We start from the raw sequence: 21186 nt of genomic DNA, 5'->3' as shown, positions 1-21186 counted from the left end.
ATGTGGTTTTACTCTTTTCTTTTTTGCATTGCCTAAAAAGGGGACTGAAAAATTTAGCGATAAAGACTGATCTAAATTCTATAAGTAGCATTTAAGCTGGTTGGTAGATGACTCCGCTACATGAATCGCGTTTTGCTCCGGTTACGCTGCGCAAACAATTAACCTTGCCTTCTAAACGACGCATTCCCATCAAGGCAAAAACTAAGGCTTCTTTGCATGTAATTAACTCATTATTAGGCACTTTTAACCGAATGTCATGACCCGCTTTTTTCTGGAGCGTATCTATCAAAAAGGTATTAAAGGCTCCGCCGCCGGTAACCAAAACTGTTGAGGTTTTTTTAGTTTGATGCCGAAGCAGCTCAGCAGCGATTTGATCCGCAATATGATGTACTGAAGTATGAAGCAGATTGGGAATGCTGTCTTTTGTCTGCTCAATCAGTGGAATAATTTCAGCGGCAAACCATTCGTACCCTGTAGATTTTGGAAAGTTTTTTTTGTAATACTCTATTTTATTGAGTTGCTCCAGCAAAGTTTGGTTTATTTGTCCGGATTTAGCTGATTCACCTGCTTGATCATAGGCCTCGCCTTGCTTTTCGCTTAGATAGTTAAGCAGCATATTGGCAATACCAATGTCGTAGGCTATACGTTTTTCATTTTGTTTGAAGGATACATTTGCTATTCCGCCCAGATTAAGGCAAAAATTATAGGTAGAGAAAAGAAGTTCGTCTCCAATAGGGACTAAGGGTGCACCTTGACCACATAACGCAACATCTAAGGTTCTAAAATCACATATCACCCTGTGTTGACAGGCATTTGCTATATGCTGGCCGCTACCCAGCTGAAATGTTAGTCCACTATCCGGCAAGTGATGCACCGTGTGACCGTGACTGGAAACCGCGTCTATTTTGAGATCTTTTTCATGAATAAATAGTTTGGTTTGTTCACCCAACCAAGTGCCATATTCATTATGCAGATGTAGTAATTCTATGGCAGAAAGCCCGGGCGCAGTAGATAGTTTTTTCTTCCACTCTGGTGTATAGGGAACTTCTTTTGAGGCGATGATTGTGTAGGAATACACATCATTTTGTTGTTCTATGGTGCAGCATACCAGATCAAGGCCATCTAGTGAGGTACCAGACATAAGGCCAATGAAGGTATAGCTGGAAGTAGACGAGTTATTTTTCAACGCCGGCGACTTCTTCTTTAGTTACCATTCTTTCTTGAGTGTTGCCCCAACTATTCATGGTGTAGTTCATCACATCTGCGACCTCTTGATCTTCCAGACCCATGGGCATCATTATGTTACTGTAAGTTTGACCGTTAACCTCGATTTCACCTTGCAGTCCATACTTAACAGCGTGAATACTTTCTTTGCGTTTCTCTTTGAGCCAATCAGAATTCGCCAAGGGCGGATAGATATTTTTCACACCTTTGCCGTTTGGTAGATGACATTGTTTGCAAAAGTCATTATAGACTTCTTCGCCCCGGGCGATGCTTTCTTCCAGTGGACTTTGTATAGCAACCTCTTTCTGTCCAATTTTTAAGGTTTCGTTCTTCTTAGCGGTGGATTCTTGGCAAGAAACAACCATACATAGAAGCAGCAGCAGTGATATAGCTTTCATATTTATTTTTTTGGAATTAATTTGACAATACCTGTTCCTTCAACGCCTACGTAGACAAAACCATCTGGTCCCTGGATGACACTACGAACCCGACCAATTCCTTCCAACAGTTTTTCGCGTTTCGTCACTTGTTGTCCCTTTAAAACCACATGCTCTAAATATTCAAATTTAAGAGATCCAACCAAAAGATTGCCTTGCAGTTGGGGATATTTAGATGAAGTTACAAAGGTCATTCCGCTGGGAGCGATAGAGGGTATCCAATAGTAGATGGGCTGTTGCATACCCGGTTTTGAGGTTTGGTCTGTAATTTCAGTACCGCTATAGTTAATCCCGTAGGTGATGACGGGCCAGCCGTAGTTTTCGCCTTTTTCTACGATATTGATTTCGTCTCCGCCTCGCGGACCATGCTCATGCAGCCAGATTTTGCCGCTTTCAGGGTGTTTGTCCATTCCCTGCGGATTGCGATGCCCATAGGAATAAATGGCTTTTTTCGCATCTGCCTGATCGTAAAATGGATTGTCTTTTGGGATGCTACCATCGTCATTTAAACGGTAAATTTTTCCGCCATCGCGGGTAATATCTTGTGGATTTACATCCCTAGCTCCGCGTTCACCGATGGAGAAATATAGGTAACCTTTGTTGTCAAATACGATTCGGCTTCCAAAATGTTGACCTTTAGTAGTGTTGGGAGAAGCTTTATAAAGTACTTCCTTTTCGACTAGGGTATTATTCTCAAGTTTGGCTCTCATGAGTGCGGTGTGACCACCTTTTTCTTCACCATCGTCAGATGCATAGGTAAGGTACAACCAGCCATTATTTTTATAATCTGGATGTAGGGCGATATCTAATAGCCCTCCCTGGCCTCTCACGTAAACTTGTGGCACGCCCGTTATCATAGCTTTCTTTTGGCCATCAAACCGAATGAGCTCACCTGTTTTTTCTGTAACAAGCAGGTCACCATTAGGTAAAAACGTCATTCCCCATGGGATATTTAGTCCATCTACAACTATTTCGTGATCATAATTGGCGGTAGTGAGTGGCACATCATTTTCTTTTTCGCGCTGGGCGCAGGCAATCAAAGTGCATACGAAAAAAATAAAGCAGAATTTTTTCATGATAAATTTTGACTTAAAAATACATATTATTTGATCAACATTAAGGTGGTATAGGACTACTTCTTTTTTATTGCGAAATTCAAAGATGCTGTTATCTTTGCAAATCTTAAAATCTTGTTAATTGAGAAACAACATTCTATTCATACTTTTCCCTCTTTTATTCTTTTACGGGATTAAAATCTCAGCTCAAAATCAATATCATCCTAATGACTTTGATCTCTTTGAAGATAAGCTAGAGACGCTCCATGAGTCTTACTTATCTAATATTCAAGGAAAAAACGCTAAGAAGATCAAGAAAAAATACAAGGAACTTTATGCAGGATTTGTTGAAAGTGTTGAGGATAGCGCTTTTTATTTCAACGCCACGATTGATTTTTCTTTAGATAATGTTATCAATGAAATTGCTAAAAATAATGCTGAAATTAACGCCAAAGACCTCACTTTTTTAGTGAAAAATAGTACTATTCCAAACGCAGCTTGTTACGGCAATGGTCTTTTTCATTTAAATCTTGCACTCTTCAATTATATAGAGAGTGAGGATGAACTGGCTTTTATTGTCGCCCATGAAATCGCTCATTATCAATTGGAACATAACAAGAAGAAGTTGACTAACTATGTAAATACCTTGCATTCTAAATCAACCAAAGAACGTTTAAAGAACATTAGGCGCAAGAAATACGGAGTGACAAGGGGCGTTATGTCAATGATGGATGATATTGGAGTAGAATTCATCAATAGAACAATCCAATCTGAAAAAGAAGCGGACTCACTTGGTTTTTTACTTTTATCAAAAACTAAGTATAACCAGTCTGCTGCTTTATCTGCCTTGGAAAGACTTGAAATAGAAGATGATGTTCTCTTTGACCACGATCCTCAATTGAAAAAACGATTCAATTTTCGAAAATTGCCTTTTAAAGATAAGTGGTTAGCAGAAGAAAAGTCTTCCTTATTTGATCTTGAGGATGAGGTGGATGATTTTTCATTAAGGAAGGATACCCTAAAAACGCATCCTGAAATTAAAGAGCGCTTAGAATTTCTTAAAAAAACATTTAACGTAAAAAGTAATAACAGTGATCTCTTAGCTCAGCGCACATTGGCTGATGTGAGGGAGATTACACTTCATCACACCATTGATTTCACAATTGACTTTAAATTCTTAGATCTTTCTATCTATTTGTTATCAAAATATAGGTCTGAAAATTTAATCTCAGAGGCCTATTTTAAGGATAAATTGATTCTAGTGTTTGAAACAATATATCATGCCAGATTAAATCATGAATTAGGTAAATATGTTCCTCAAAAAAACGACATGTCTGATGAATTGATGCTTAATCAAATACGTCTATTCATTCATAACCTGGAAATTACAGAAATTAAAACCATTGCTACCTTATTGTGTCAGCAGTATAATCGCGATAATGGCGAAAACACTAAATGTTTAGAAAATTAAAACCCTAATACCTATGATCAAGAAGTACGTTTTTTTATTCCTTTTTTCTTCTCTGTTTATGACAGCTCAAGAAAAAACAATTAATGAAATCACTCAGTTTGAAGTAAGAAATTCTGGTGTGATGCTTGACAACCAAAATGATGTGGATGGATATTATTTTTTCTACGAAGTTGATAGACTTAAAAAGGGGCAGCGCGAGTTCGCCATTGAAGTCATTGATAACTCACTTAATGAAGTCGCTAAAAAATCTTATATAGATGATAAACGCACCTATTTGGTAGATAGTAAATTCAATAATCAGGCATTGATTTTTGCACTGGCAAACAAAAAAGAGAAATTCTTAAAAGTAATCACTTTTGACAGAAAGGCCAATCAAAAAGAAGATATTGATATCCCGCTTACTAGTAAAGAATTAAAATATCTTGCGATGATGGAGCAAACAGGTTCTTTTAACATGTTATTTCCGGTCGACAACAAAGGATTTTTGGTGAATTATGTGAAAGATAACAAGAAAATTGGTTACTCCTTAAAATACGTTGCCACAGATGGTAATTCATCGTGGGAATATAATTCTCCGTTAGAAGATAAACTGATTTACACGATTAACCCTATCGAAGCCAATGAAGAAGTTGTTGTCGCACTTGAGGGAAGTCGAAAATCCAATGCATCTAAGAAAATTGATTATCGTGTAATCGTAATCGATATTGATAACGGTAAAATGTTATTTGAAAGTAAGTTTGAGCGAAATGACAATCCAAGATTGGTGACGAACGCCTTCTTAACCGATGAAAAAAAATTGGTTGTACTGGGAGAGTATTTTGAAAACGGAGCTAAGATTTTTTCAGATAAGAGTGCGGGTTTATTTGCTGAGACATTTAATCTCGATGGAACGGTGCTAAGAGATTCTAAAATTAGTTGGGAAAATGAAATTGATCCTAAAATGCCTTCTTCTATTGATGGAAAGAAGAAGAAGCGTGGATATATCTATTTTCACGATATCGTACGAACTAATGATGGAAGTTATTACGCTATTGGTGAGCGCTATAGAAAAACTGCAAGTGCAGCTGGTATTGCAAGCTTAGTACTTGGAGGGGGCAATTCACAAACACCTTTGACTCAATTAACAATTACGAATGCAGCTGTATTTAAGTTTGATAATACGTTTAAGTTAGAAGATGTTAAGGTATTTGAAAAAGGTAAGTCTAGAGCACCTAGTGTGTTTGATTTTGGTTCTCCTCAATTTAATGCACACATTTTAAAAACAATCGGGGCATTTGATTTTGAATTTACTCAACGTGATATAACGAATGATAGATTTTACAGCACATTTATTGATTATGAGCGTTTAAAAGGAGAACGAAATAAATTCGCGCTTAAAACAGTGATCTATAATGACGGTAATTTATCTCAAGATAAAATGTATTTAAATAAATCCAATGGTACAGTTGATATGAGAGTCTTACCGGGTAAACTTGGTAGTGTGATGTTAGTAGAATACAACAAAAAAGATAAAACAGTACAATTACACCTGGAGAAACTAAATCTAGGGAATTAAAGATCGTAGTGTAATTTACTAAACCTCTGTAAGTTTACTATTTGCAGAGGTTTTTTAGTTCAATGAGACTTGAATTCCAACGTAATAATTTCTTGGTAGACCGGGATAAAAATACCTGGGTTCGTTACCGCCAAAGCCTCTGGCATTTACTTGCAGCTGGGAAACATAATTGGTATCAAACATATTATTGATGCCGAAAAAAACCACTACATCGATCGGCTTAGAAACTTCTCTTTTATAATTAAGCCTTGTGTTGATTAAGCTATAGGAATCAGAAAATACCGTATTCATATCATTCACCGGAATCTCACCCACATGCTGAAGCACTACATTTCCAAATATCCCAGAAGCATGTTTAAACTGAGTTGACACGTTATATACCCCTTGTGGCACTCCTGTGAGCTGATTCCCATTATAGTTGATCAGTTCCTCTCCCACAATTTCTTGAAAATCTTCAAACTCATACAAGTAGAATGCGGCAGAAGCCATAGGAGATACCTCCCAACTAGGAGTATTTAGTACATTGAGATTAACTAATGTTTCAATGCCCGTATGCAAAGTTTGACCGGCATTAATCGCAAAGGCTTCATCCAGCGCAGTTCGCCGACTAACCAACAAATCATCAACCCAAAGTCGATATACAGATGCGGTTAGATTAAGCTTACTTTTTAGCAGCGACAGGCTGGTGCCCAGCTCCAGATTCCAACCTCGCTCTGGTGAAATATCAGGATTAAATGAACCTTGCGGAAGAAGGGTTTCTTCAGAAGTAGGAGGGGAGAAGCCGTGTGAAACATTGCCATAAAAAACAGTTTGCGGATTTACTGAATAATTTAGCCCCAGCTTCGGGGATAAGATATAGTCAAAATCGTATTCCAGTACTTCGGTCGTTGTTTTGTTTTCGATCTCGTAAGAGGTTTTGTTGAGGTTGATTCCGCCAGAAAGAATGAGCTTTTCGGTTAGGTTTATATTGACTTCCGCGAAAGCGTTATTATTATAGCGAATCTCACTAAATTGGTCGAGCAGGCTGCCTTTCACGCTTCCGGTTCCTGCGGGGAACTCCTCATACAGGTTTTGATAGGTGACCTGATCGTAGTTTTCTCTAAATAGTTCTGCGCCCATGGTCCAACTCAGGTTCTTTTTAGTGAACAAGTATCGGCTGCGCACGCCATAGGTATGGCTGTTTTCATCCAGAATATTGAACGGCCGTGGTTCATAGTTCGTGCGGTTTGTGCCAAATACACTGGTGACGATAGTCTGGTTTGGCGTCAACGAATAGTCCCAGGTCGTCCCGATCAAGAAGTAGTTGCTGTCTTCAAATCCCTGAGCATTTCCCCAGGTAAAGGCTGCCTGAGTGGGATTTTCTGCCAAGTTGGTAGCAGAAAGTGAACTTGGAATAAACGCGGTTAAGTTGATTAAACTAGAAATTACGCTTAGGCTGTGTTGCTCAGTGAGCTTAAGTTTACCGGTTGTGGTGAGTGTAAGACGATCGTAGGTGTTGTTCTCTCTATAACCTTCTGCCTCTTGTCTACTGGCGATTAGATTAAGGTTGACCTTTTCTTTTTTATACTGAAGGAGTGCCACGGCTCTTTCTAACCCAAAACTCCCAAAGGTTCCTGTGGTGGTGAGTGAGGTGCCATTACTTTTTTTATAGATTGGCTGAAGCAGAAGCGTACCACCTAAACCTACGCCGTAACTACTGGCAGAAGGTCCTTTGTAGACCTCAATTGACGAAACCGAAGCCAGCTCAAAATCTTCTACGGCAGACTCTGCGTTGCCATTAGTGAGTGGGATGTCTCCAAAATACGCTCTGATTCCCACGGTTCCAAAAGAATTGCGGGCACCAATCCCACGTATGCTAATGCGGTTAGTATTGAGCGCGCCAGACTGCATAAAGATCCCGGGAACTTGGTTGAGCACCTGTGAAACGTCATACCCATTATTTTGATTGAGCTGTGCGGTAGTTAACAAACTAACAGACTCAGTTGCGTATTTTAATTTAATCGGGATGGTATTGGATTTTATGATCACCTGTTTAAGGGAGTCTTGGGCAACCCGCAGGGAGTCTGTTTGTGAAAAACAGACGTTCCAAATTAATAGCAGTAAGAGAACACTAGCGTGATAAAACTTCATACACGTGATAAGACTGGGTCTAAATAACGCAAATACTTGTGATCTAGGTAGATATTTAGTGAAGTTTTAAGAGGTGCCTCCTACTACAGTGATCCTACATTTTTAGCCATTCTAAAGCTATTGCTTTATGCGTTATCAAAACAAAAATCCATCCGCCAATTGACGAATGGATTGTGAGTGTCGGGTAGAGAGGATTCGAACCTCCGATCTCTGGTCCCCCAGACCAGCACTTTAACCGGACTAAGCTACTACCCGTAAAACTTGGATTGCAAAGAAACTAAATTCGATCAATTTCTATCCCCAAATCATGAAGAAATCTTTTCGCCCCACGTTTTTTTACGCTACGCTCTAATTTTACAGCCTCGATTCTACTCTCCTTCACACCTTTCCATATAATATTCCACGGTGCACCATTTTTAGTTGAATTAACTAAACCTTTATTATGTCGTTGCAAACGCTTCTTTAGATCTTCTGTTTGGCCAGTGTAGAATTTAGATGTAGATAAACTGTATAGAATGTAGACGAAAAACATAAAAAGGACCAGCACTTTATCACGCAAAGCGTGACAGGCCTGCTACGCCTAAGGCGTAGACTAAGCTACTACCCGTAAAATTGGTTTGCAAAGAAACTAAATTTGATGAATTTCTATCCCCAAATCATGAAGAAATCTTTTCGCCCCACGTTTTTTTATTCTTCGTTCTAATTTTACGGCTTCAATTCTATTCTCCTTCACAACTTTCCATATAATATTCCACGGTGCACCATTTTTAGTTGAATTAACTAAACCATTATTATGACGTTGCAAACGCTTCTTTAGATCTTCTGTTTGGCCAGTGTAGAATTTAGATGTAGATAAACTGTATAGAATGTAGACGAAAAACATAAAAAGGACCAGCACTTTATCACGCAAAGCGTGACAGGCCTGCTACGCCTAAGGCGTAGACTAAGCTACTACCCGTAAAACTTGGATTGCAAAGAAACTAAATTTGATGAATTTCTATCCCCAAATCATGAAGAAATCTTTTCGCCCCACGTTTTTTATGCTACGCTCTAATTTTACAGCCTCAATTCTATTCTCCTTCACACCTTTCCATATAATATTCCACGGTGCACCATTTTTAGTTGAATTAACTAAACCATTATTATGACGTTGCAAACGCTTCTTTAGATCTTCTGTTTGGCCAGTGTAGAATTTAGATGTAGATAAACTGTATAGAATGTAGACGAAAAACATAAAAAGGACCAGTACTTTATCACGCAAAGCGTGACAGGCCTGCTACGCCTAAGGCGTAGACTAAGCTACTACCCGTAAAACTTGGATTGCAAAGAAACTAAATTTGATCAATTTCTATCCTAAAATCTTGAAGAAATCTTTTTATGGAAGTTTTTAATGTAATGTCTTAATCTCATCCATCTTATTATTGGTCCAAAAAGAATAGCAACCGCAGCAAATAGGTTAGAGTAATGAAACCTTGTAAAAACGAACTGGCATTTACTTTCCGTCACTCAGATAATATTTCTTCTCTAAAATTTAAAGAACTCTCAAACCTTAGAAACATAACGATTTTATGGGTTTAAAAAAAAATAATGTTCTGATGCAGAAAATAATATATTATTAGCATTTTTGATAAATTTGAAATAGATGTAAGATTATAAGTTTGGAAAATGTAATTCTACTACTCAAGCATCAAAAATTGTATGGACGGTTTAGAGAAAATGTTAAGTTAGTACAAAGAAGAAAAATTGTATATCTGTGAAGATTGCCTTATATGCAGCTAAGCACAGAACAATGTTACAGAGCATTAAAATGTTAACTCAGTGATTTCCATATTTAATAATTTCGATATATTATCAAGATTTGATCTACACAAAAATTTTCTTAAGCAGGATAGTACTTATGAATTCGTTAGAAAATCAAAAATCGTAGGTTTATGGTATTATAATTTTAATTGATTACCAAGTGGTATAGTATATAAAAACCTAAAACTCGACCTTAATAATAGTAAACTATGAAAAACATCTTGTTCATAATTATAATTATAGTTTCTTTCTCTTGTGCTGAGGAGAAGAAATCTATCGAAGAAATTGAAATTATACCTCAAGCAAATTCAGACACTATTTCAAACAAGATTCCGGTATTAAATTTTGCCACCTTTCACATGGGAAAGACATCTGATGCAAATTCTACCGAATTTGATGAAAACGACAGGAAAAATCAACAAGATGCAAAAAGGATTGCTGAGATGATCAGCAAATTTAAACCTACAATTGTTTGCGTTGAATATCCAACTGAAAAAGATTCTATCCTTAACCTAGAATACAATGAATTCCTTAAAAATTCATCTCAACCTGTTTCTTGGTATGGTGAGATCGGCTTAGTTGCATTTCCTTTAGCCAGTATGAGCGGTTTGGACAAAATTTATGGCATCGATCATAAAATGGGCTATAATTATAGGATAGCAGGAGAAATTGAGAATCAAATCGATTCAGTTACCGTAAATAACTATTACGAAAATCCTTTTGAGGAGTATCCTGAACTTGGATCAGATATGGATACGCTTAATCTTTTGGAAAAACTTAAATTGATGAACCACCCTAAATTTCTGGATTTTCTGATTGTCGTTAACGCTGATATTCTGGCCTATGCTGGAACAGAAGATAATTTTGAAGGCGCCGATGAAGCAGCAAAATACTATCAAAGAAATTTACGCATCTATTCTAATTTAAACAGAATACCAATGACTCCAGATGATCGGGTTTTCATTTTATCTGGCGGGAGCCATACCGCTTTTTTGAGAGAATTCTTTGAGCGCAGCCCTAAATACGAAATGGTCGATACATTTCAATATTTGGACTAAGGGCAAAAAGTTTAAAAAAGACAGTCGCATCAGAATTTAGAACGTTTTTTCCAGAATCTGTACTCATTGTATTTAATGTACTTTTTGTGTTATTATCAATCAATGTCAAAATTAGTTTCAGGAAGAGAAGTGCACGGAAGGTATATTGAAAAACTTAAAAGTGAGCTAGAAAATAACCGTGGAGCTGCACAACGTTTAATGAATAACGGAGATGTTTTGAAAAAACTTTTGAAAAAACTAGAGACCGCTAATGAGGATTCTAGAAGTAAACAAGTTTTGGTTTTATAAATTAAATGAATGAGTTTTTTTGACATTGATTAACTGTAGCAATCTATATTATGGGAGCATCACTATAATAGGATAATGTATTGTCCTTTATTGATTCGCGCAATATTCTAAAATAGATATAGTAAAAAAATGAAAAAATACATTTTTGTAATCGTCACGATCCTTTGTTACCAACTTTCAATAGCCCAGAAAATTGATCGCTATAATGGTGAGATAACTATTGATATGAATAACAGGACGTATCAAGCCAACCTAACGATCAATTTTGGATCTTATAATAATGTCGATACTATTAAATTATGGATACAAGGTGGTGCCAAAATCAACTCAGTGATTTCTCAACGTAAGGTGATTTCTTATACACTTACTGAAGAAGAATTAGTCTACGGCAGTAGAAAAAAACAAATTCTGATTCCGGTACAAGACATCAAGGATAAAACGCTTACAATAACATATAACAACCACTTCGATGAAATCAAAAATGAGCGTTTTCAATATAAAAAAGAGTGGACAGAATTTAATATCTATACCGATTACTTTCCGTGGAATTTTGAGTACGGCCTTTTTGATTACACCTTAATAATCAATTCATCAGATACGATTATAGCTCCCAATCTATCAAATGATAACATCCTTAAAAGCACCAAACCCACGTTCGATATTCCCTTTTTGATTTCTACTGAAGCCACCAAAACGATCACTGACAATGAGAAAATACATATTTATTCTCATCAAGTGTCAGATAGTATTATTAGCGATGTTCAAAACAAATCAAAGAAATATTATACCTATTTTGAGGACACATACGGACCAACTGATATCGATAAGTTGGTAATTGTAGTAAGCGATTCAAAACGATCTGTAAGTTATGCCCGTCCCAATTTTATATCACTCAATTTTGATAAAAAATTCACAAAAACGCATATAAAAGTATTGGCTCATGAAATTGCGCATTTATGGTGGCTCAAAGCAGAGTTATCAACTTGGGAAGATTGGCTCAATGAATCTTTTGCAGAATATAGCGCTCTTGTAATGTATCGTAGAGATTATGGCAAGGAAGCGATGGACGCCTATAATAAGAGATTCGGTGATTGGATAAAAAAAATGGAAGCTCCGCCGGTTTGGGGAATCGATAAAAGCCACGAAAGAAGCAACGCTGTGGTGACCTATAAAGGTGCTTTTCGATTATTAGATTTGGAAGAAAAAATAGGAGAACAACAGATGGAGAAATTATTAAATCAGATGCATAATCGGCAAATTAAAACTACTGAAGCACTTTTGGATTTGCTTGCAGAACTAACTGGTCAAGACACCAGTAACTGGTTTGAATTAAAACTTAAACAGTAATAGCATTGACAATTGTGTGAGTAGGTGAAAAACTCTAAAAGGTAACCTCTATTATTTTTAACTTACGCACTTGATGGGAGGGTATCGTTACGTTGTCGTCAATAGTGCTATATTGCTAGTTTGATTTTACTTCGGTTAACAAATTTCTAGCCTCTACGTTTTTTTCGTCTATAGCTACGGCTTTTTCTAGATTGTTCGTTGCCTTTTTTAATTTATCAATATTGTAATAAGCTTTACCAATGAGGTAATATAAGTATGTTGTTTTTATGTTCTTTTTAAACAGATCATTACATAATTCGATTGCCTCAATATTTCTGTCGACTGAAATGAGTATCGCAATGGCATTTTCCCAATCTTTAGAGGTAAATGTTTCAGGTTTTATCAAGTTGTTCAATTCTTGATTCTCTTTCATGAAATAGAAAGCTGGAAGATTTACTTTCCAATTTGGGTTTTCATCAACACCTTTTTTTATCCAATGGACTGCCTTATCCTTACTTCCAATTAAAATATTGGTCAGTGCAATTTTTGAGTAAATACCTGTCCAGCCACTAAGCATTGATTCAGCTTCGGTTAATTTTTGTGCCGCCATTTCAGTATTTCCTCTTTTAAAAGCATATCGTGCTTGATTTAATCTTATTCTACCGTAATGATAATTCATTAGTGTCTGTAGTTCGTCAAAAGGTTGTTTTGAATTATCTACTCTCAAATCTATTTGATTGTACCATTCATTATTCTTTCCTTTTACTGCTAGCGCTGCTGACTGTTTTCCTGTTATCTGTCCGCCAGCATCTTGACCAGCTGTAATACTTTTTAGAAGACGTTGAGCCAATGTGCCATTAGTATTTTCAAAGGTTGTAGCCATTCTATCTAAAACTTTATCATCAAGCTGATTTCCCATCACAACGTAGTATTTGCCCATCTTATGAGAAGCGTTCCCGTTCCAATATTTAAGAGATTCGCCGGTGAAAGCAAAAACGTTTCCATTTGAGTCAATTCCTGAAACCTGCCTGTAGTTAGATTCAGTGTCATTTTGTTTGACTTTTTTAATGGATTCCTCTATTGTTTTACCCTCACGTAGATATTCAAATCCTTTCATAGCATAATCAGGTTCTGTTTCTGCAATAACCGAAAATGCACCAAGACTAGGTTCTATGAAAATCGTAGAATTACCCACATAAATATTGTCAGTTGCAACTGCAACTCCCCATTCTTCAGCATTTTTATCATAAGCAAGTATTGAGAATGTTGAATTTATATTTTTGTTTGTTAATAAACTTGGCAAATTCTGCGCAGATAGTAGTAGCGGTAAACCAAATAAAAAAATTGAGGTCACTTTTTTATATATTTTCATTCTTCTCTCAAGGTTTGTTTTGCATTATTGACAACGATTTTTATATCCTGCCTCCGGCGATCCACCCCATGGTGGAGAGAGGAAGGCATTTTATAGACGCAGCGCCACGGGCAGCCATTCCCGACGCTTCGGGACGCCCATAGGGTACTTGTCCGACTACTGGCGAATACACTGTGTTGAATGTACTTCGTCTTGGCTCAGCACGCTTTTTGCTTTACACCTTAGGATAAAAATAGACAATTAGATTGTAATAAAGGTATTACATACAACGATCCTGACGAATTAGGGGATAATACGGCAAGCCAATAAGGTGATGCACCTTTCCGCGGTGGCCTATAATCTGAAGAAGTATCTAAAATTCACTAAAAAACTGGTTCAACGTGGAGTAGGAGCGGCCCATTTAATGAAGATGATCAAAAATGGTAAAAGATACCTCAAAAGCTTACTTTTAGGGATCCCAAATTTTGACCATATAACACCAGTCTGAAAATAAAAACGCCCTTAAAAGAGCGCATGTGAGGTCTAAATTTTAGGATTTATCGGGTTGTGCAACGGTTACCATTGTTACGCACTGGGCTTTTTTCAAAATTTTCCGTTATCGTTTCTCCATTCGCTTTTTGGTAATATGGCTTCAACAACGTCCCAATGTTCTGCAATTTTACCATTCTCAACTCTAAATAGGTCGTAAAATGAAGTATGCTCGTCTCCAAATAAGCCTTCGCTTACTGATAAAACAAAATTCCCTTCGCCCAGTACTTTATGAACCTTGTTGTATTTCATTTTAATACCTTGTGAAGCCATATATTCTAATGCTTTTCCAAGTCCAGAAAGTCCATCTGCGATTTGTGGATTGTGTTGAATGTAATTGTCACCCTCAAAATATCCAGATAATTTTTCCATTTTGCCATTAACCAAAATATCATTCACAAAGTTTTCTACCAACTGTTTGTTTTCTTTGGTCTTGCCCAAATCCATAATTTGAGTCGTTCCATCAATCATTGTGTGTCCACTTGGGTTGGGGTTTTCTGGTTTTTCTTGCAGATTGTCCCAATGTTCTACAATTTTGCCGTCCTCAAAACGAAAAATGTCAAATCCAATTTTAGGGCCGAAAAAATTGTAGTCGGTTTGAGTGAATACGAAATCTCCATCTTGAAATGCTCTTACCGTATTTACTTTTGCTGAATTTGGTGGAAGTTGTTGTAACAACGCTCCAAAGCCTGCAAGTCCGTCCGCTACTCCAAGGTTGTGTTGAATGTAATTGTCTTGATTAATGTAACCAACTGGTTCTTGAGCTCCCGTTTCTATACTTTTTAAAAGAGCAACTACTTTTTCTTTGTTTGAAATTTCCATTTTTTCTTCTTTTTTAGTTTCTAAATTTTGTTTTTGTTGTCCATTGCAAGATGTTAATCCCATTGCTAGAACTGCTGTTGCACTTAATAGTATCTGTTTCATTTTTTTTGATTTTAATTTGATATTTCAAAGTTGCGGCAAGGAAGAAGAAAAGTGGCGATACAAAAACGCCTTTGAATGATACTTTTGAGCCTAATTGTATTGTTCGCTAAAGGAATTTGGTGTTTCGCCTGTGTGTTTCTTAAAATATTTGATAAAGTTAGTAGGTTCTTCAAATCCTAATGAATAAGCTATTTCTTTTACGCTATCGCTGGTATAAATCAACAATCGCTTGCATTCAAGCAAAACTCTATCGTCTATGATATTTTTAGGCGATTTTCCAAATATTCTTAAGGTCGTTTGATTTAGCCTTTTTGTAGAAATGTTCATTTTGTTTGCATAAAAACCTACATTTTTATGTTGGATAAAATTGTATTCCAAAAGGTCTTTAAAAATCAAGGCGAACTCTAAATTTGTATCCTTTACAAACTCAACAAAACCTTGCTTTTTTCTTTCCCTTTCAGAATGTAACAAGAGATTTCGCAAGTCATTTCTAATAATGTCTGCTTGATATTCATCTTTTATATTTTCTGTTTCTGTTTCAAGTTGTTTAAATATTGTCTCGATTATCGAATCTGAAATATTGATTTGAGCAACAGAAAGCAAATCATTAAAGAGAATTGTACTTTTTAAAAATCGTGTGTCTAATTTTGTTTTGCAGAAAAAATTGTCGGTAAACAGAATGGCTTTTCCTTTAAATGTTGTTTCGGTGTCAAAAAGTTGAACACTATTTTTATTGATAAATAGTAACGAGTTCGGATTGATTTTTATGGGTTTAAAGTCCACCATATGTGTTGGTGAGCCCTCTTGAAACCAAAATATTTGATAGAACTCTACTCTATGAGGTTTTTTGATTTCTTTAGAAAAATCGGTAAAAAATAAATTAAAATCAATGATTTCAAACTCTTGGGGAAGACCTTCTTTAAAGTCATATTTTTGAATTTTTTCTGCCAATTTTGATTTATTTTTCAGTAGTTTTTGCTTTGTGCCTAACGGTCTAGTATAATAATAGTAGCGGATTATACATACTTAATTTTCGGTTTAGCAATTTACTTAAACAATTTAAAAAACGGTTTGAGTTTGCACCCAAACCGCTATTGCGTTTATACAATCTTGGCAGTAGTTCTTTCCTTTTCAGATGTCCATAGTCCAAGTTTATCAAACATAACAATATGTGTCAGTCCAGATATTGGAACTCCGAATAATGGAATCATAGCCAATGGCAAAAGTCTTAAGTTCTCAATGTCGTTTGAACCTGAAAACGTAAATGTAAGTCCAGTACCAACCGCAATCAAGAAATCAGCAAACCCAACAATATTGAACAACCAAAAGGATATTTTTTTGTCTCTAAAATAGAGAACTACAGGAACCATCAATCCAGCAATTAAATCACCATAACCTGCAAGATAAGCGAACATAGATGGCAACAAATTTTCAGCTCCGTATTGAATGAAAAGTACGGCGGCTATTATTCGCCAAAGGTGAAGGAATGTTAGTGACTCCAACGAGAAACGTCTCATAAAATTTTGAAAACTATGATTCTTGAAGTAGAGTAAACACAAGCCAGTAAAGGTGAGAATAATAATGATTCCAAAGGTTATGCCGTGTAAGTCATAAATCAATCCAGCTGTACCTAGGCTAAATATGAGTAATGCGTGAAGGAATGAGAAAACGATTACTCTTTTTTCGGTTAATTTTAAACTTGAATTTTTCATTTTTTCTGTAATTTTTAGTTCATTACAAAAGTGGTTCAAGTCAATTAACTAAAACTTGATGCATATCAAGACTTTTAAATTTTTGTTCGAAGTCTGCTTAAAGTTTCTGGTGTCATACCCAAGTGAGACGCAATTTCCTTTCCGTTGACTCTACCAAGTGCAAATGGATATTTTTTGTTGAAATACTTCAATCTATCCAACGAATCAAGAGCCATTAGATTATTAACTCGATTCAGGAAATCAGAATGTGATTCTTCCAACATTTGCCTATAAACTGTATTAAATTCAGGAATGTTTTGGCTCAAGAAATTAAATTCATCTAGAGACAAGGAGAGAAAATCCGTGTCTTCAGCGGCTATAATGCTCTCTTGGGATGGTATTCTGTTTTTGAAGCTATCTATAACAGTAAACCATTCTTGGTCAAATACAAGTCCAACATTATTTGAAACTCCGGAAGCGTCCGTTCGAACAATTTTGAAGCTTCCATTGGTTAAGAAATAACAATTCCGACAGATATTTCCTGACATTAAAATGATTGAGTTTCTTTTTACTCTATTTTCGGTAAATGAATCGAGAACAAGGTCAAGATTTATTGGAATCTTTCCCAAGCGATTAATTATGTTCTGCCTTAAGATTTCTTTCATTTCCGTTTATTCGAATTACTGCCAACGGGATTTGTGTCCTGCCTCCGGCGATCCGCCCCATGGTGGAGAGAGGAAGGCATGTTATAGGCACAGCGCCACGGGTAGCCATTCCCGATGCTTCGGGACGCCCCATAGTTACTTGTCCGACTACTGGCGGATACATTGTGTTGAATCTACTTCGTCTTCGCTCAGCACGCTTTTTGCCTTTACACCATTAGTTAAAAATAGACAATTAGATTTAATTGGGGTGTCTTGCATCCGACGATCCGCCGGCTGGCGGAGAGAGGAACGCAAAAAGGTCCCCTTGGGCCATTGCCTTTAACGATCCTATATAGAGCTTGTGCTCAACTCGATTCAGTAATGCTGAGCAAGTTATATTAAAAGAAAAAAAGGTGGTTTAAGTAAAAAAGAAAATATTATTTAACTTTAGAGGACTGGACTAAGGCTTTTCATAGGATACATTGTTGCCAGTAGTTATTTCTGATGCTTTGTAAACCCACTCATAACTTTTTCCATTACTCTTATTTTTCCTGATCTAGGTAAAAGTCTTAAATTGTAAACCAGAAACTTGGTTAAAAAACCAGGAAGTAAAGTGGTTTTCTTTCCAATAGCACTTATGATTGGCAAAGCAACGTCATATGGGGAAAGCGACATTCCCATTTTCATATTTGCTCTATCAGCGAAACCTGACTTAACTGGTCCAGGTGCAGCGCATAAAATATCAATACCTAAAGGTTTTAACTCTCTCGCCAATCCTTCGCCAAGAGATTGGATGTATGCTTTACTTGCAGCATAGTTGGCAGCATTTGGTACGCCTTGAAATGCAACCATTGAACTAAGTAATACAATGGCTCCTTTTCTTGTCTCAGCTTTCATTTTATTGCTAAAGTGATGCAACATTTCTAAGACTGATTTACAATTTAGATCAACCAAGTTTAATTCATTTTGAATATTAGAATTTATAAACTCTCCTGAAGTGCCAAATCCAGCGTTCAAAATTACTATGCCAATAGACAAGTGATTGGTCTCTTCTAAAAGTGATTCAATGGCTTTTTTTTGAGACAAATCACCAACAATCGGTATTGCTTCTACTTTGTGTTGGTCGAAGAATTCCGTACTCAGTGAATTTAATTGTTCTTCTCTGCGTCCAGTAATTACTAAATTAAAGCCTGATTCAGCTAATTTGGTAGCAAACGCTTTACCGATTCCTGAGGTAGCTCCAGTTACTAAAGCCCAATTCCCGTAGTTTTTCTTTAATCTATCAACCGTCTTATTCTTTAATTTCATTTTCAGCTTTTTTTTTGAGTTCCTTTAACCATATGTCATGTAATTTTTCCAACTTATTCGGAACAAATACCTTTTGCATAAAGGTTAAAAAACCATGTTGAGTTTCACTTGTAATCACTTTACATCCATTATCGGTTGGTATAATCAGCCAAGCATGGTAGCCTTTAATGTTATTTTTAGTTGCTTCCCAACTTAACCTGTAAGGCGGTGAGAACTCTTTGATAGTAGTTGATTCGAAACTTTGACCCATCGTTTTCCAAGAGAATATTGTTTTGTCTCCAAGTTGCGTTGACTTATTGTTTATAATGTTTACATCTGTAGCTCCTTCATACCACTTTGGCCAATCTTCGGCTTTAATTAAAATATCCCATACTGCTTGAGGTTCAGCATTAATGTCAATTTCATTATGAACAAAAAAACCTGCTTCTTCTGGCTTATAATTAGCAGGCCAGTTTATTTTTTCCGAATTGAGCTTACTCTTTTCCACGGTCTTTTTAACCGAGTAGCAACTCACTAGGACTAGTGAATAAAGAATTATTAATAAATACCCTGTTTTTAATTTACTTTTCATTTTATATAGTTTTAGAATTTGAATATTGAATTTCCTCTTAGTGCCATAACTAAAATGAAGATTGCTAAGAGTGTATAAATTACAGACGCTAGAACAGTCAATTTTATATTTTTTAAGAAGTACCAAGCTAGTAATGGAAGTACTTGAAGAGCATGCATACCTATAAAGTGTGCAATACGTAAGTCACCATAACTAAGACTCCAATTTAGAAACGGCAATCCTTTTACTCCATCATTTGCTCCAACTGTATGTGCCATGTTACCTCCCATAACAAACCCTTCAAATGAGAAAATGACGAATAGGATAAAACCAAAGCGGATAGCCCATAAATAATAATTAGGCAAATCATTTATAGGGTCTAAGAAAAATTTATATCCAATACATCCTATAGCAATGGTGGCAATAGTAGCCGCTAAAGCCATCATTGAAAACATGAATGAGTAAAATGGTGAGGATTGGTTATAGTGTGAAGCCTGTCCTTTACTTGCTTGCCAAGTGATGTAGATAACTTCAAATGCCAGCGTAATTATAATAACCCAATTCATCAAATTGATGTCATTACCCTTTGTCAAATAACCAGAGTACCAAGCTATGGACAATGATAGTATTGTTGTAGAAAGTGCAAACTTAATCGGTTTGTACCATGCATTTGTTCCAGCAAACTCTATTGGTTTGAAATAAGAAAAGAATATGAGTAAAAACGCAACACTCAGGTTTATTATTCCAAACCAAAGTAAAACTGCATTTCTTTCTTTTAAGGTTTCAATGAATTCCATTTGTCATAAATTGTTTTGACAAATTTCATCACTAAAGCAGTTTCAAAACGATAACAAATGTTTATGATTTAGAGTAATTGCTTTTTTATTCTACTTAGATGTATTGGTGTAATTCCTAAGTATGAAGCTATCATGTGTTGTGGAACTCGATTATGAATATTAGGGAATATTTCATTCATTAACCGATAGCGTTCTATAGGTGATAAGGTATATAGATTTTGAATTCTTGTATCCATATAAACAAAGTAATACTCAGCAATTATTCTTCCCATTTTTTGCCCATTGCTCATATTTTTGTAACCCCATTCAATGGCTTTTCTCGGAAGTACAATTACATCTGTATTCTCCATTGCTTCTAATTGATATCTGGACTTTTGTTGCGTAAGGAACGCATTGTAATCGGCAATGAATTGATTTTCTATTGCAAAATGTGTAGTGTGTTCTGTTCCTTCTAAATCAATTATTTTTACTCTCAAGATGCCTTTTTCGATAAAGTAAATTTCATCAATAAACTTATCGTCATCGCTTAAAATCCCTTTCTTTTTGAATGATTTCTTGTAACAAAAAGACATGAAAGTGTCCATCTCTTTTTGAGAGATTTCAATCATAGATTCTATGGCATTCTTTAGCGAAATCATATTCTAATTACTGGCAACGGTCTAGGCTATGAACAGTTGCGTGGGTTGGCACGGACTTTTGCAAGTACACGATAAGCTGAAAATTCCTCAGGAATTTTCAGGATAAGCCTGTGATAGCAATTGTTTATAGCATCTATGTAAAAGCAGCCTGTCGAGTATCTTTAAGATTCACTAAAATCAAAAGGTATGGACACCCAACAAACTGCGACACCTAAGTTATTCATTGGTATTGACATTCACAAACGAAGCTGGAAAGTTCATTGTGCGACTGATATTTCAGGCGGTAAGACATTTAGTATGTCTCCAAACCCTGTTGAGCTCAAGAATTACGTAGATCGTCATTATAAAGGTTATGAGGTATCTACAGCTTACGAGGCAGGTTGCTGTGGT

Annotated in this window: 21 protein-coding genes, 1 tRNA gene and 1 pseudogene; 6 read left to right on the top strand and 17 right to left on the bottom strand. The window is 36.2% G+C overall.

Annotated elements, in window-relative coordinates; genetic code table 11:
• Positions 1-91: 91 nt before the first annotated feature.
• From ABD000_RS10970 to ABD000_RS10960, 3 genes are read right to left on the bottom strand one after another with little or no spacing between them, the layout of a single operon-like run.
• The gene (locus tag ABD000_RS10970) at positions 92-1186 is read right to left on the bottom strand and encodes an anhydro-N-acetylmuramic acid kinase (protein ID WP_343767382.1); all 1095 of its coding nucleotides are present in this window, start codon (positions 1184-1186) and stop codon (positions 92-94) included.
• A complete protein-coding gene (locus tag ABD000_RS10965; protein ID WP_343767379.1) occupies positions 1176-1622 on the bottom strand; it encodes a c-type cytochrome in 447 nt (148 codons plus the stop codon). The genes ABD000_RS10970 and ABD000_RS10965 overlap by 11 nt, the downstream gene beginning before the upstream one ends.
• A 2-nt stretch (positions 1623-1624) precedes the next feature.
• Positions 1625-2737 carry a PQQ-dependent sugar dehydrogenase gene (locus tag ABD000_RS10960; RefSeq protein ID WP_343767376.1) on the bottom strand — a complete coding sequence of 371 codons (1113 nt, stop codon included), beginning with the start codon at positions 2735-2737 and terminating at the stop codon, positions 1625-1627.
• A gap of 121 nt (positions 2738-2858) precedes the next feature.
• On the opposite strand from ABD000_RS10960, the gene ABD000_RS10955 reads away from it, so the two are divergent.
• Together ABD000_RS10955 and ABD000_RS10950 are read left to right on the top strand one after the other, a co-directional pair.
• A complete protein-coding gene (locus tag ABD000_RS10955; RefSeq protein WP_343767374.1) occupies positions 2859-4187 on the top strand; it encodes a M48 family metalloprotease in 1329 nt (442 codons plus the stop codon).
• Between the two features lie 13 nt (positions 4188-4200).
• Positions 4201-5742 carry a DUF6770 family protein gene (locus ABD000_RS10950; RefSeq protein ID WP_343767373.1) on the top strand — a complete coding sequence of 514 codons (1542 nt, stop codon included), beginning with the start codon at positions 4201-4203 and terminating at the stop codon, positions 5740-5742.
• 54 nt (positions 5743-5796) lie between these two features.
• Here the strand turns inward: ABD000_RS10950 and ABD000_RS10945 are convergent, their stop codons facing one another.
• From ABD000_RS10945 to ABD000_RS14045, 5 genes are all read right to left on the bottom strand, one after another.
• Positions 5797-7872, bottom strand: a complete 2076-nt coding sequence (locus tag ABD000_RS10945) for a TonB-dependent receptor domain-containing protein (RefSeq protein ID WP_343767371.1) — start codon at positions 7870-7872, stop codon at positions 5797-5799.
• 180 nt (positions 7873-8052) lie between these two features.
• Positions 8053-8127 (bottom strand) — tRNA-Pro (locus tag ABD000_RS10940).
• Positions 8128-8149: 22 nt separating this feature from the next.
• Complete coding sequence (locus tag ABD000_RS10935; protein ID WP_343767369.1) at positions 8150-8404, bottom strand: GIY-YIG nuclease family protein; 255 nt, start codon at positions 8402-8404, stop codon at positions 8150-8152.
• Positions 8405-8500: 96 nt separating this feature from the next.
• A complete protein-coding gene (locus ABD000_RS10930; RefSeq protein WP_343767367.1) occupies positions 8501-8755 on the bottom strand; it encodes a GIY-YIG nuclease family protein in 255 nt (84 codons plus the stop codon).
• 114 nt (positions 8756-8869) lie between these two features.
• Positions 8870-9106 carry a GIY-YIG nuclease family protein gene (locus ABD000_RS14045; protein WP_425545361.1) on the bottom strand — a complete coding sequence of 79 codons (237 nt, stop codon included), beginning with the start codon at positions 9104-9106 and terminating at the stop codon, positions 8870-8872.
• Positions 9107-9881: 775 nt separating this feature from the next.
• On the opposite strand from ABD000_RS14045, the gene ABD000_RS10925 reads away from it, so the two are divergent.
• From ABD000_RS10925 to ABD000_RS10915, 3 genes are all read left to right on the top strand, one after another.
• On the top strand, positions 9882-10730 hold the full coding sequence (locus ABD000_RS10925) for a DUF5694 domain-containing protein (RefSeq protein ID WP_343767365.1): 849 nt from the start codon (positions 9882-9884) through the stop codon (positions 10728-10730).
• A gap of 102 nt (positions 10731-10832) precedes the next feature.
• Positions 10833-11018 carry a hypothetical protein gene (locus ABD000_RS10920; protein WP_343767363.1) on the top strand — a complete coding sequence of 62 codons (186 nt, stop codon included), beginning with the start codon at positions 10833-10835 and terminating at the stop codon, positions 11016-11018.
• A gap of 129 nt (positions 11019-11147) precedes the next feature.
• Positions 11148-12365, top strand: coding sequence for a M1 aminopeptidase family protein (locus ABD000_RS10915; RefSeq protein WP_343767361.1), 1218 nt, complete (start codon positions 11148-11150; stop codon positions 12363-12365).
• Positions 12366-12480: 115 nt separating this feature from the next.
• Here ABD000_RS10915 and ABD000_RS10910 read toward each other — a convergent pair whose 3' ends face one another.
• The 9 genes from ABD000_RS10910 to ABD000_RS10870 all read right to left on the bottom strand — a co-directional run bounded on the left by ABD000_RS10910 (position 12481) and on the right by ABD000_RS10870 (position 20796).
• Complete coding sequence (locus tag ABD000_RS10910; RefSeq protein ID WP_343767359.1) at positions 12481-13716, bottom strand: DUF1028 domain-containing protein; 1236 nt, start codon at positions 13714-13716, stop codon at positions 12481-12483.
• A gap of 582 nt (positions 13717-14298) precedes the next feature.
• Positions 14299-15168 carry a nuclear transport factor 2 family protein gene (locus ABD000_RS10905; RefSeq protein WP_343767357.1) on the bottom strand — a complete coding sequence of 290 codons (870 nt, stop codon included), beginning with the start codon at positions 15166-15168 and terminating at the stop codon, positions 14299-14301.
• Positions 15169-15258: 90 nt separating this feature from the next.
• Positions 15259-16119 carry a helix-turn-helix domain-containing protein gene (locus ABD000_RS10900; RefSeq protein ID WP_343767355.1) on the bottom strand — a complete coding sequence of 287 codons (861 nt, stop codon included), beginning with the start codon at positions 16117-16119 and terminating at the stop codon, positions 15259-15261.
• A 149-nt stretch (positions 16120-16268) separates the two neighbouring features.
• Positions 16269-16880 carry a hypothetical protein gene (locus ABD000_RS10895; protein ID WP_343767353.1) on the bottom strand — a complete coding sequence of 204 codons (612 nt, stop codon included), beginning with the start codon at positions 16878-16880 and terminating at the stop codon, positions 16269-16271.
• A 74-nt stretch (positions 16881-16954) separates the two neighbouring features.
• The gene (locus ABD000_RS10890) at positions 16955-17524 is read right to left on the bottom strand and encodes a Crp/Fnr family transcriptional regulator (protein WP_343767351.1); all 570 of its coding nucleotides are present in this window, start codon (positions 17522-17524) and stop codon (positions 16955-16957) included.
• A gap of 474 nt (positions 17525-17998) precedes the next feature.
• Positions 17999-18811: an SDR family NAD(P)-dependent oxidoreductase gene (locus tag ABD000_RS10885; protein WP_343767349.1), complete on the bottom strand. Its 813-nt coding sequence runs from the start codon at positions 18809-18811 to the stop codon at positions 17999-18001.
• Complete coding sequence (locus ABD000_RS10880) at positions 18795-19382, bottom strand: SRPBCC domain-containing protein (RefSeq protein ID WP_343767346.1); 588 nt, start codon at positions 19380-19382, stop codon at positions 18795-18797. The genes ABD000_RS10885 and ABD000_RS10880 overlap by 17 nt, the downstream gene beginning before the upstream one ends.
• An 11-nt stretch (positions 19383-19393) precedes the next feature.
• Positions 19394-20158: a hypothetical protein gene (locus ABD000_RS10875; protein WP_343767344.1), complete on the bottom strand. Its 765-nt coding sequence runs from the start codon at positions 20156-20158 to the stop codon at positions 19394-19396.
• A gap of 68 nt (positions 20159-20226) precedes the next feature.
• Entirely contained in the window at positions 20227-20796 is a 570-nt protein-coding gene (locus tag ABD000_RS10870; protein ID WP_343767341.1) for a Crp/Fnr family transcriptional regulator, read from the bottom strand.
• Between the two features lie 186 nt (positions 20797-20982).
• Between ABD000_RS10870 and ABD000_RS10865 the strand changes: the two are divergent.
• Positions 20983-21186, top strand: a pseudogene (locus ABD000_RS10865) (IS110 family transposase); the annotation flags it as partial.

It is taken from the genome of Gangjinia marincola (assembly GCF_039523415.1).
Classification (GTDB): Bacteria; Bacteroidota; Bacteroidia; order Flavobacteriales; family Flavobacteriaceae; genus Gangjinia; species Gangjinia marincola.
This window is presented reverse-complemented; position numbering and strand designations above follow the sequence as displayed.

Bases quoted from the DNA above. Each gene is read 5' to 3' on its own strand.
- ABD000_RS10965 (WP_343767379.1), bottom strand. From the start codon at position 1,622: ATGAAAGCTATATCACTGCTGCTGCTTCTATGTATGGTTGTTTCTTGC.
- ABD000_RS10960 (WP_343767376.1), bottom strand. From the start codon at position 2,737: ATGAAAAAATTCTGCTTTATTTTTTTCGTATGCACTTTGATTGCCTGC.
- ABD000_RS10950 (WP_343767373.1), top strand. From the start codon at position 4,201: ATGATCAAGAAGTACGTTTTTTTATTCCTTTTTTCTTCTCTGTTTATG.
- ABD000_RS10945 (WP_343767371.1), bottom strand. From the start codon at position 7,872: ATGAAGTTTTATCACGCTAGTGTTCTCTTACTGCTATTAATTTGGAAC.
- ABD000_RS10935 (WP_343767369.1), bottom strand. From the start codon at position 8,404: ATGTTTTTCGTCTACATTCTATACAGTTTATCTACATCTAAATTCTAC.
- ABD000_RS10930 (WP_343767367.1), bottom strand. From the start codon at position 8,755: ATGTTTTTCGTCTACATTCTATACAGTTTATCTACATCTAAATTCTAC.
- ABD000_RS14045 (WP_425545361.1), bottom strand. From the start codon at position 9,106: ATGTTTTTCGTCTACATTCTATACAGTTTATCTACATCTAAATTCTAC.
- ABD000_RS10925 (WP_343767365.1), top strand. From the start codon at position 9,882: ATGAAAAACATCTTGTTCATAATTATAATTATAGTTTCTTTCTCTTGT.
- ABD000_RS10920 (WP_343767363.1), top strand. From the start codon at position 10,833: ATGTCAAAATTAGTTTCAGGAAGAGAAGTGCACGGAAGGTATATTGAA.
- ABD000_RS10915 (WP_343767361.1), top strand. From the start codon at position 11,148: ATGAAAAAATACATTTTTGTAATCGTCACGATCCTTTGTTACCAACTT.
- ABD000_RS10910 (WP_343767359.1), bottom strand. From the start codon at position 13,716: ATGAAAATATATAAAAAAGTGACCTCAATTTTTTTATTTGGTTTACCG.
- ABD000_RS10905 (WP_343767357.1), bottom strand. From the start codon at position 15,168: ATGAAACAGATACTATTAAGTGCAACAGCAGTTCTAGCAATGGGATTA.
- ABD000_RS10895 (WP_343767353.1), bottom strand. From the start codon at position 16,880: ATGAAAAATTCAAGTTTAAAATTAACCGAAAAAAGAGTAATCGTTTTC.
- ABD000_RS10890 (WP_343767351.1), bottom strand. From the start codon at position 17,524: ATGAAAGAAATCTTAAGGCAGAACATAATTAATCGCTTGGGAAAGATT.
- ABD000_RS10885 (WP_343767349.1), bottom strand. From the start codon at position 18,811: ATGAAATTAAAGAATAAGACGGTTGATAGATTAAAGAAAAACTACGGG.
- ABD000_RS10880 (WP_343767346.1), bottom strand. From the start codon at position 19,382: ATGAAAAGTAAATTAAAAACAGGGTATTTATTAATAATTCTTTATTCA.
- ABD000_RS10875 (WP_343767344.1), bottom strand. From the start codon at position 20,158: ATGGAATTCATTGAAACCTTAAAAGAAAGAAATGCAGTTTTACTTTGG.
- ABD000_RS10870 (WP_343767341.1), bottom strand. From the start codon at position 20,796: ATGATTTCGCTAAAGAATGCCATAGAATCTATGATTGAAATCTCTCAA.